This is a genomic window from Candidatus Bathyarchaeota archaeon (assembly GCA_030739585.1).
GTDB lineage: Archaea > Thermoproteota > Bathyarchaeia > TCS64 > TCS64.
In genome coordinates this window covers 1-10,125 of the sequence record JASLYX010000018.1, presented here as the reverse complement: position 1 = coordinate 10,125, position 10,125 = coordinate 1, and the positions used below count along the sequence as shown (strand labels likewise).

The following is a 10,125-nucleotide window of genomic DNA, read 5'->3' as shown; positions in this document are numbered from 1 at the left end:
TTTTTCGGCGTAAACCTGTATGGAATGGATTGAAGGAGTCTTTTAGAATGGTCAGGATCCCGTATTTTATTCTACTTTTATGAATTGAGTTATACCACATGAGTATAATAACGCTCATGTTATCATTTAAATGTTGGTGCTGATAACTATTCGTTAAGTTGAACTGCTGATGTTTGGAGCAAGGGTTCCGTTGGAGACTGTTGAGGCAATGTCCAAGGCAGTCAAAGCGGGCTTCTATCTTACTCCGTTTCACTTGAACAGAAGAGCCATTAAACATGAGCTTGTGCGGTCAAAGGGATTTGAATCATAGAATGAATCAAACCTCAAATTCCCTAAAGGAAAAGACCCTGTCACGTTATGAAATAATCTTTCCGCGTGAAAACGGGAGCTACCAAGAGTGGAGGGAAAGAATTGATCAGATGCACCGCGAACAACAGGTTGGAGAGGACTGAACATGAGTATAACCCCGGGCAAGATGAAACGAAAATCGCACCTTTCGGGAGTAATATTCTATCTATTAAGGCATTTAGAATTTCGTCTCCCATTTAACACAATCACGCCAGAAACTAATCTTTAAGCAGTTCATTAAGCACTCAATGAAATAGACGAATCTGAAAGAAAGAATGATGAGATGAAGTAGGCGCTAAAATGGAAACCAATGAATACGAGAAATATATGAATGAAACTCTTCATAGACTTGGGTTAGGTCACTGGAGCGTTTGTTGGCTTCCAGAGTTGTCTTCTTTAGTAAGAGGTAGAGCAATCCCTAAGAAAAGGTTAATCGAGATATTTGATGTTGATATGGATGAAGCCTGGAAAACACTTTTTCACGAAGTTATAGAGATAAAACTACGTTCCACTTTGAGACCTTATAGATTACTAGTAAATTCCCTTATCGGTATTATTGAAGAAATTGCTGATAATGAAAAAGATGTGTTCATAGAAACTTTGGCCCCTATGTTTAATGAGAACTCTAGAAATCATAACACATAATCAATTATGTCTTAAGTTTCATAGGAAACGGAAAATTGTGTAGGTGATGACGCAGGGCTACCTATATTCATACTTTATTCACAACATAATTTGAATGCTTTTATTAACAAAGATGTTCGCGCGCAAGCGAGTTATTTTGATCGCTCAAGTTTCTCTTCTAGCCTTCTGAAAGTCCTTAAACCATCATCGAATGTAACCGGTCGCGTCATTACTTCCTTTAACCTTCGGATCTTGTCATGTGGCCAGCCTTGAAGATTGGCGTAATCCATGAGCGCTTGCATCCGAAGTCTTTCTTCATCTGACTTGGTTTTTTTCGGTAGCAGGTACTCCTGAGCCCGTAGATATTGTTCCCTCATTTCTTCGATTATAGCACTTGGAATGTCATCCTTGTACAGGTCGTAAACATCAGCTGTTTTCGTACTCTGTCCTGCCCAATATATTCGGTATCCTTCGCTGCAGACACCTCGTGCTACCGCCAGGTTCAACCATGTGAGAAAGTAGTGGCGAAGGTCGTATGGTCGCCATTTACCGAAGCCGCCGATTGCGGTTCTTATATCCTGACTGATAGTTTTACTGCGAACATGTCTATTTCCACTGGCTTTCCGGAAACCCTTACCAATCCACCCTTCCGCCACAGATACTAGAGGACTCTGTGCATCAAGCTCCTCATCAAACTTGTCCCGTCTAATGGAAAGATACTTAGTAATAATATCACACGCCTGTTCGGGAAGAAATGTACGATAGGGTAATCTTATTTTGCTCAACGATCTCTCAACAAACACGACAGCTGGAACATTGCTAAATTTAAGCGACTCAATTTCTAGGTCCGGCAGTGCTCCAAGCTTTAACCCGTCGTAGACCTCGGACTGACCCAATACCTCGGTCCGTATACCCCCGTAGGCTACACAGCATACGCACACAGCCTGTCTGGGAGAAGCGTCACGCAGTATGAGAGCCACGTCATCAGGATTTGGGACTTTCTCCCTTTTTGTTTCTGAATGAGTTAGCTTGATACGTCTCTTGAGTTCTATGTCATTATACCTGAGCCAGCTCCTGATGGATTTGAAATAATTATTGATGTATCCTTTCTTGTAACCCTGAGACTCCAACCCCCTGGCGAACATCTCTAACTTGCGTTCAAACCCCGGCTGATCAGCCCGCACATTCTCCATCAGGTCATCCAGAACCCAGCCATTCAAATCCAGAAATCGCGCTAGTACACGCCCCCTTTCAATAGCTGTAGTGGGACTGCCTGCAGATAGGTTTAAAATCCATAAACCAAAGTTCTCGTTTTCCTCAACGTAATGCCACCAGTGAGCTCTTTTAGGCCAGGCAATGCCGGGATCTGAAAAGAGAGCTTTCACATCAATATTCCCAGATTTGCCGTTGGGCGGGCTGTACTCTCCACGTTTCCCCATAAGTCTCAAATAAAGTATAAAACAAGTCCTTAAAAAGCCTGTTTATGCTGTTTAAAATAGGCGGGCCCGGGGGGATTTGAACCCTCGTTCTCCGGATTAGAAGTCCGGTGCCTTATCCTAACTTGGCCACGAGCCCTCACCTCTGAACCTTCTTCAATTGATATAAGAGTTTCAGAAGACAACGATGAATTTTAGTCATAGATCCCCGAAGGGTAACTGGCTTTTTCCCCTAGCCAATCCTCGATCCTGAGAAGCTGGTTATATTTAGCGGTCCTCTCCCCCCTTGCCGGCGCTCCGGTCTTGATCTGGCCGCACTCTATAGCTACAGCGAGATCGGCAACAAAAGGGTCCTCCGTATCCCCAGACCGGTGGGAGGCCATGACCTTGTAACCATGCCCAGATGCGATGTTTGCGGCCTCAAGGGCCTCGGTTAGGGTTCCCACCTGATTTACCTTCCAGAGGAGTGCATTGCAGGCCCCAAGCTCGATACCAGTCCTGAGGCGAGAGGCAGATGTAGCAAAGATGTCGTCCCCCAAAATCTGCACAGGGACCCTCCGAGTAACCTCTGCAAATCCCTCAAAGTCATCCTCTTGGAGGGGATCCTCTATGGAAACAAGAGGATAGCCACCTACAAGGTCCCTGTAGAGGTCTATCATTTCCCCCGTGTCCAAGTTATTGCCAGCAACAGTGTAAAAGCCATCCTTGTAAATAGAACTCGCTGCGACGTCCATCGCCATAGACACGGTTCCACTGTATCCCATCTCCTCAATGGCGCCTCCTACAGCATCAAGAGCCTCTTCAGGTCTGGTAAGGGGAGGACTGAACCCTCCCTCGTCCCCTACGTTAATAGCCATAGCCCCATAGCGGTCAATTAACTGGCCCTTTAGGCAATGATAGATCTCTGAGCCTATCCTCAGGGCCTCGCTGAAGCTCCCTGCCCCGAGGGGGGCGATCATAAACTCCTGGAAGTCAAGAGCATTCCCAGCATGCTGCCCCCCATTAATGACGTTAAAGAATGGAATAGGAAGGAGTCCCCCATCAGCTCTGCTCAGGTGATCAAAGAGTCTTTTGCCTTCCGACGCAGCTGCAGCCTTAGCTGAAGCCAAAGAGACGCCTAGAATGGCGTTCGCACCAAGCCTCGCCTTATTCTGCGTCCCGTCTAGCTCAATCATAAGCCGGTCGATAGATTCCTGATCCCCGACATCCATCCCCATTAGTTCTTTCGCTATCAATTCAACGGATGATATTGCTTTGAGCACCCCTTTCCCATGATAGCGCGTCCCTCCATCCCGGAGCTCGACTGCTTCGTAGATGCCAACAGATGCTCCGCTTGGGACGATGACCCTTCCGGAGGCACCTTCCAAAGTCGTGATCTCGACCTCTAATGTTGGGTTGCCCCTGGAGTCTAAAACCTCAAGGGCTCTGATGGTTGCAATAGAATTGGTCATCCTTCGTCATTCCTTTCTTTCTCTATTATTAGGGGTTGCCCTCGATCACTACGCCTATTTTCACTCTCTACGCCCACTTACGATACTAAGATTCACTCGGTCTCTAATACGCCTCTGTTAATCTTTTCGTTCAGGGCTCACATAATTACAATGGGATATTGTTGAGAGAGACCATAATGATTGCGTGACTCTTCCCCTGGGATTAGCAGAGACCTTAGTGAAGAGCTTTTTGGCTCGGATACACTGGGAATACACTAGGGAAAATACACCTCTGTCTCAACTAAACGGACTTATTCAAAATGATAACTAGAAGGTAGAAAGGATTCCTAGGTCACACTTATTTTTTCATAGATTTTATGTATCTTAGGACAGATAGGGCCGCTAATCCCCCCTCTCCGGCTGCGGTAATGACCTGCATCCCCCTGCAGACACAATCTCCGGCCGCGAAGACCCCCCCTATATTGGTAGCTTGATTTTTGTCTACTAAAATGCAACTTCCACCGTCGGTCTGGATGCCGGCTGAGGAAAGAATATTGCTTGTAGGGATGCTCTCCATGATGAGAAAGACTCCATCGACAGTAAGGCGACTCACTCCGTCTCCCTTGAGAGTAACATATTCGACCGTGGATGACCCGCTTATTGACTCGAGATCTACCCCATCGATGATTTCAACCTTCTCATGGTCCTGAAGTCCCTGAATGCCGTCTATTCCCCGGTTGTAACCCTTGCTTCCCGGTATGGCGTATACCTTGTCAGCAAAGTCAGTAAGTATTAGAACATCCTCGACGGCCTCCTCTCCTGATCCCACGACGGCGACTGTCTTGTCCTTGAAAAACGGCGCATCGCAGATAGCGCAGTAGGAGACACCGCGCCCACTGAAGTCCACCTCACCTGATACACTTAACTGCTTTTTCTGGATTCCCGTGGCAATGACCACAGTCTTAGCATCGTAAACCCCCCTCCGGGTCTGAACCATTTGAGAGCCTCCGAGGGGGAGAAGGGCCACTATGGTTTCTTTCTTGATCTCTGCGCCGAACTTTTTTGCCTGAGTGACGAATCTCTCAATTAGTTCAGTCCCCGTGATCCCCTTAGGGAAGCCAGGGTAGTTTTCTATCTTGTGGGGACCCCACGATCTCCCCCCAAGACGCTTCCCCTCAATTATGAGGGTCTTTAATCTTAGACGAGCCGTGTATATTGCCGCGGATAGCCCAGCTGGACCCCCTCCTAGGATTATGACATCGTAAGATCCATCTGTCTGAACCATAGGAATCAGTGAAAGTACATGCGGGTATTAGAAAAAGAGTGTGGCTAGAGCTTGAACTCTTTAATGAGCTCTGCCATCTCGTCAAGGCGATCCTGGACGATCTGATGAATAGTGCCTTCAGGGTAGCTTCCGTTGGGCTGAAACTTTCCCGCATCAATCCCTGTGAGGACTTCGACGCCCTGGTCGATAGTCTTCACAGGCCAAATGTGGAACCTACCCTCCTTGATGTCAGTCACCAACTCCTCCTTGAGCATCAGGTTCTGGACGTTGCTGTAGGGGATCATGCACCCCTCATTTCCGATGAGCCCCTTAGATTTGCAGACTTCATAAAATCCTTCCACCTTCTCGTTGACTCCCCCTATAGCCTGAACCTCCCCCTTCTGGTTCACAGATCCCGTGACGGCAATGTGCTGCTTAATGGGTTTCCCCGAGAGAGCGGAAAGTATAGCGTAGAGTTCAGTGCTGGAGGCGCTGTCCCCGTCGACCCCGGAGTAGCTCTGCTCAAATGCTAGGCGGGCTGTAAGGCTGAGGGGCTTTTCTCTTGCGTATTTACTGTTGAGATAACCGCTTAGAATTAGAACACCCTTGGTGTGAGTCTGGCCACCCATCTGGGATTCCCTCTCTATGTCGATGATGCCCTCTCGACCTACGCCAATGCTCGCGGTGATCCTGCTGGGCTTCCCAAAGCCGTAGTCTCCTAAATTGAGGACTGCAAGGCCATTAACCTGGCCTACTTTATCCCCATGAGTGTCGATCTGGATAACGTCCATGGAAATCATCTCGTCGATCTTCTTTTCAATAAGATTGGAGCGATAGACCTTTTCATTGAGAGCCTTATTGATGTGTTTCCGCCCCATGAACTCGACGCCGTCCTCCCGGGCATAAAAGTGTGCCTCCCGGATAATGTCCGAGACCGAGGCAAATTGAGTGGAGAGCTTATTTTTGTCTGCTGCAAGCCTGCTGCTGTACTCTATAACGGCGGCGATTCCATCAGAGTCTAAGTGACATAAATCTTCCTTATTGCAAAGGGTGCAGATGAACTGGGCGTATTTTTCTATATTCTCCTTATTCTTCTCCATCGTGGTGTCAAAGTCAGCTTTGACCTTGAACAGCTCCTTAAACTCCCTATCCCTGGCGAAGAGGAGCTGATAGACCTGGGGATCCCCAACGATGACCACTTTAGTTCTGAAGGGTATGGGCTCTGGGCTAAGCGTTCCTGTTAGCATGAACCCTAGGCTAACCATCGGTTCCTCGATCTCCAATTTCTCGTTTGAGATTGCTCTCTTCAGCGACTCATAGATCAGGGGGTTTGCGAATAGTCCTTCGACTGGGACCATGAGATATCCTCCGTTTGCCCGGTGAGCAGAACCCCCTCTAATCATCGTGTAGTCAGTCACCACAGCACCAAAACGTGCCTCCTTCTCAATTGCTCCGAAAAGCCGTGAGTATGTAGGGTTGAGCTCCATGACCACGGGAGCACCCTTGAGCTCGGAGTTATCTACAACAAGGTTCACTACATATCTCTCGGCGGGGTCCTTCCTCGCCCCTGGCATCTGGAAAGGAAGCTGGGATTGCTTAGGGGTGTTTCCTTGTAGGATGGTTTGGAGATTGTCGAGAACGTCCTCCTCCACGTGTTTAATATATTCTACGACCTCGTCGCTGTCTCTAAACTTCTCTTTGAGTGCAGAGCTGATGGGCTCCAAGGAAAAGGTCGCGGCGCTCCGGTTCAGCTCTTTTATCGCGTTGACCATTTTCCCCTCAATGTTTCTAAATTGTTTGAGAGGTACTCTCAGCTCCACCTCGAGGGCCTCTCTCCGTTTTTGGATCTGGGATTGAAGCTGTGGGGTGAGCTGGGCGAACTCCTGCTCGTTAATAGGTCTACCTTCCTGTATCGGAATGAGCATGAGGCCTATTGGGGACCTCTGCAAGAGGAATCCTGCTTTCCCTGCCAAGGTGTTTACGTGTTTGGTGACCTGATCCCTTTCCGCCTCAATAACTTTCAGGGTCTCCCCTCTCCGCCGGGAGTATTCATCACTCTCAAAGGCGACGGAGAGAGTCCTTTTCATTTCCGTGACAAAGAGTTCCATGTCTTTTTTGAAGACAGAGCCGCTTCCGGCCTTAAGACTAAGAGCATTGGGCTTTTTTGGGTCCTTGAAGTTATAGACATAGCACCAATCGTAGGGTATGGGTCTCTCCTTCGCGACCTCCTCAAGGTAGCCGATGATCGCGGTCTTCCTACCTGTTCCGGGCATCCCTGAAATGAAGATATTGAAGCCTTTGCTCTCGATTTTGAGCCCGAACTGAAGTGCCCTTAAGGCTCGATCCTGGCCGATAATCTCGGCGAGAGGGAAAAGGTCCGCTGATGAGTCACAATTGAACTGCATACCGGAGAGGGTGCCCCGAGCATCCTTGTACGATAATTCCTTGATCATCAGAATCAGCCTATAATCAATTGTAATGATGATTCTGAGGACGTTATTTAAACGTCTCATTTCTCCGGCTCAGTCAACCCTCTTGATGAGCTCCCGGAAGTCGATGCCCTCCCCCATCCTTAGGGAGTAGTCACCGCTCTTCTCAGGTATCATAAACACCCAGCCTTTATACCTGAACTTGGCTGCAAGGATCGCGTAGCGTCTCGGATAGATCTTGTGAATATCTAGGAAGTCAAAGAGCTTATTCACCTGCTTCCTCTTGTAATAGACGTAACGTACCTGACTCTTTACCTCGCATGAGAGTATGGTCTTGTTTTTGATCGCAAAAACGTCAGGGAGGGGCTCGTTACTAGGGGCACTCACCGGGACTCTGAGGGCATGAAAACCTGCTCTCCGGAACATCTTTACGAGCTCCCGTTCAGCATCATAGCCTCGCTTCTTCATTCGCCTGACCTGGTCCCGGTTCAGAGTACGCGTAAATCGTACCCGCTTTGGCTTGGATTTCACTAGGTCTCTGAGAGACAATAGCTCCCCGCCTATTCTTCCAGGGGAACCTTTAGGTTCCCTGATTCGAGGGGGATCACTGCTAGTTTAGTAAGGTCTTTTAACCATTCAGAAAAGATTTTGGCGTTAGCATATTTTTGGTATTGCCTCTTGTGGGGGACTTTGGTGACCATCCTTAGTTCCAGCATCTTTGATAGATAGAATTTGGCTGAGGAGCGACTGATATCGCAGATCCTAGCCAGATCCCCGCTTGTAAAGACGGAATCGAGCTCAGCATATGCAACGATAACCTTAGCAGGGAGAGAGAAGGTCTTTTCGACTATGGTTACCAACTCGCGGTCTTTGGACATTTAAAAGCCTCCGCTTGAACATGGATTATACAGTGGTTGGGTAATAAAAATGAGGGTGGCCTTTACTCAAATATATACTTATTTTAGAGCAGAAAGTTTCACTCGCTTATAATTATTGGAAATATTTTTTTTTCATCAATTAATGTGAGCAAGCTTTACTTAGCGCATGGTCGCTAGATATCAACATCCTTCAAAAAGGGAGCCGGATTACTCCGGTTGTTTCTCGAGCTGGGTCAGGGGGGGCTTAAGATCAGCGGGTAACGGTGACTTGTAAACGAGCCCCTTCATCCTATTTTCCCAGTCCGCCTTGACCATCGCAACGAAATCTGGGCTGGTGAGGAGATCGATGACTGTTGCTGCCATCACCTTAGTGGCGAAGACAGTGGCCTTCTGCCCAATGCCCATTCCTCCGACAGCGGTATGCTGCCAACTATGGCCAGGAGCCCCGACTATAAAGTAGGCGGTACTGAACTGCTGCGTGGGGCAGTTCCAAGCGACGTCTGCCACGTCACTCGATCCCCCGCCCCCCTTGATCTCCTCCCCATAGGGGTCATAAATGTTAGTGTCGATGTTGACGTTCTCAAGCTTCATGGCCTCTGGGATGTAAACGGAGAGCTTCTTAAGCCGGTCCATCTTCTCCATACGGGGGATGCTCTCGGCTAGCTTCGCGGCAAAGGCCTCCTCCGCATCTGTATAGGTTGGCACCCCGATCTCCCTCATGTTTGCTACCACCCTTTCAGCAAGGGGCCTGTTTGGGGATCCCGTTATGGACCCCAGTGAGAAACTTCACATGGTGGGTAGTTTGCGCCATCTGGTCTGCCCCATCAGCCATCTTGCAAAGTCTTGCGTAATATCTGTCAACAAGGTCTCGGCGGGGAGCCCTCACGTAATACCATGTCCTAGCATAGGGGGGTACAACGTTAGGCTGCACCCCGCCGTCCTCGACGATATAGTGGATTCTGGCCTCCTGGACAATGTGCTCCCGCATGTAGTTGACCCCGATATTCATGAGCTCCACTGCGTCCATAGCGCTAATACCCTGCTCGGGGCTCCCGGCAGCATGACTCGCCTTCCCAAAGAACTCGAACTTTACAGAATTCATCGCGTTTCCGCTCCTAAGTCCTGACGTGTTCATGTTCCCAGGGTGATGACCAAGGCATGCGTCCAGGCCGTCAAAGAAGCCGTCCCTGACCATGAAGACTTTCCCTACCAAGGTCTCCTCTGCAGGGCAGCCAAAGCACTTGATAGTGCCGAGGAGGTTCTTTTCCACCATCACCGTTTTCAACGCGAGGCTTGCCCAGAGGGCCGTAGCAGCATAGCTATTGTGCCCACAGCCATGTCCTGGGCCCCCTTTGACCAGAGGATCCCGGTATGGGACGGGTTTGTTGGATATGCTTGGGAGAGCGTCGAGTTCTCCCATCATCCCGATGACTGGATTTCCAGAGCCGTAGGTCGCGACGAAGGCACTGGGCATCCCAGCGACCCTCCGTTCCACTGTGAAGCCGTGATCCTCCAAGGTGTCCGCCATGTGCGTCCCAGTCTTAAGCTCCTGGAGTCCAACCTCCGCCCATTCCCAATACTTCATATGAGCTTCGATGACGAGCCCGCTATTCTTCTCAATCCAATCAACAGCTCTTTGTTTCAGATCACTTGACATTCTATGTCTAATTCAACGAGTTCCTATGAATTATATCAATTAGCCGATAAGGGACATTA

The 10,125-nt window shown here is 48.8% G+C and carries 9 protein-coding genes and 1 tRNA gene; 1 reads left to right on the top strand and 9 read right to left on the bottom strand.

Annotated features, from left to right (window positions below):
• Positions 1–648 precede the first annotated feature (648 nt).
• Positions 649–993, top strand: coding sequence for a hypothetical protein (locus tag QGG23_08220; protein ID MDP6049400.1), 345 nt, complete (start codon positions 649–651; stop codon positions 991–993).
• A 131-nt stretch (positions 994–1,124) separates the two neighbouring features.
• Here the strand turns inward: QGG23_08220 and QGG23_08215 are convergent, their stop codons facing one another.
• From QGG23_08215 to QGG23_08175, 9 genes are all read right to left on the bottom strand, one after another.
• The gene (locus QGG23_08215; protein MDP6049399.1) at positions 1,125–2,411 is read right to left on the bottom strand and encodes a hypothetical protein; all 1,287 of its coding nucleotides are present in this window, start codon (positions 2,409–2,411) and stop codon (positions 1,125–1,127) included.
• Between the two features lie 61 nt (positions 2,412–2,472).
• Positions 2,473–2,547 (bottom strand) — tRNA-Arg (locus tag QGG23_08210).
• A 55-nt stretch (positions 2,548–2,602) separates the two neighbouring features.
• A complete protein-coding gene (eno, locus tag QGG23_08205) occupies positions 2,603–3,859 on the bottom strand; it encodes a phosphopyruvate hydratase (protein ID MDP6049398.1) in 1,257 nt (418 codons plus the stop codon).
• 337 nt (positions 3,860–4,196) lie between these two features.
• Positions 4,197–5,123: an FAD-dependent oxidoreductase gene (locus QGG23_08200; protein MDP6049397.1), complete on the bottom strand. Its 927-nt coding sequence runs from the start codon at positions 5,121–5,123 to the stop codon at positions 4,197–4,199.
• Between the two features lie 44 nt (positions 5,124–5,167).
• A complete protein-coding gene (locus tag QGG23_08195; GenBank protein ID MDP6049396.1) occupies positions 5,168–7,615 on the bottom strand; it encodes an AAA family ATPase in 2,448 nt (815 codons plus the stop codon).
• A gap of 9 nt (positions 7,616–7,624) precedes the next feature.
• The gene (locus QGG23_08190; protein ID MDP6049395.1) at positions 7,625–8,080 is read right to left on the bottom strand and encodes an endonuclease; all 456 of its coding nucleotides are present in this window, start codon (positions 8,078–8,080) and stop codon (positions 7,625–7,627) included.
• An 11-nt stretch (positions 8,081–8,091) separates the two neighbouring features.
• On the bottom strand, positions 8,092–8,409 hold the full coding sequence (locus QGG23_08185) for a hypothetical protein (protein ID MDP6049394.1): 318 nt from the start codon (positions 8,407–8,409) through the stop codon (positions 8,092–8,094).
• A 207-nt stretch (positions 8,410–8,616) separates the two neighbouring features.
• Positions 8,617–9,129, bottom strand: a complete 513-nt coding sequence (locus tag QGG23_08180; protein ID MDP6049393.1) for a hypothetical protein — start codon at positions 9,127–9,129, stop codon at positions 8,617–8,619.
• Positions 9,130–9,145: 16 nt separating this feature from the next.
• The gene (locus QGG23_08175) at positions 9,146–10,066 is read right to left on the bottom strand and encodes an amidohydrolase (GenBank protein MDP6049392.1); all 921 of its coding nucleotides are present in this window, start codon (positions 10,064–10,066) and stop codon (positions 9,146–9,148) included.
• Positions 10,067–10,125 lie beyond the last annotated feature (59 nt).

Excerpts from the sequence above, each read along its gene's own strand:
- eno (MDP6049398.1), bottom strand. The coding sequence starts at position 3,859 with ATGACCAATTCTATTGCAACCATCAGAGCCCTTGAGGTTTTAGACTCC.
- QGG23_08185 (MDP6049394.1), bottom strand. The coding sequence starts at position 8,409 with ATGTCCAAAGACCGCGAGTTGGTAACCATAGTCGAAAAGACCTTCTCT.
- QGG23_08200 (MDP6049397.1), bottom strand. The coding sequence starts at position 5,123 with ATGGTTCAGACAGATGGATCTTACGATGTCATAATCCTAGGAGGGGGT.
- QGG23_08220 (MDP6049400.1), top strand. The coding sequence starts at position 649 with ATGGAAACCAATGAATACGAGAAATATATGAATGAAACTCTTCATAGA.
- QGG23_08180 (MDP6049393.1), bottom strand. The coding sequence starts at position 9,129 with ATGAGGGAGATCGGGGTGCCAACCTATACAGATGCGGAGGAGGCCTTT.
- QGG23_08175 (MDP6049392.1), bottom strand. The coding sequence starts at position 10,066 with ATGTCAAGTGATCTGAAACAAAGAGCTGTTGATTGGATTGAGAAGAAT.
- QGG23_08215 (MDP6049399.1), bottom strand. The coding sequence starts at position 2,411 with ATGGGGAAACGTGGAGAGTACAGCCCGCCCAACGGCAAATCTGGGAAT.
- QGG23_08195 (MDP6049396.1), bottom strand. The coding sequence starts at position 7,615 with ATGAGACGTTTAAATAACGTCCTCAGAATCATCATTACAATTGATTAT.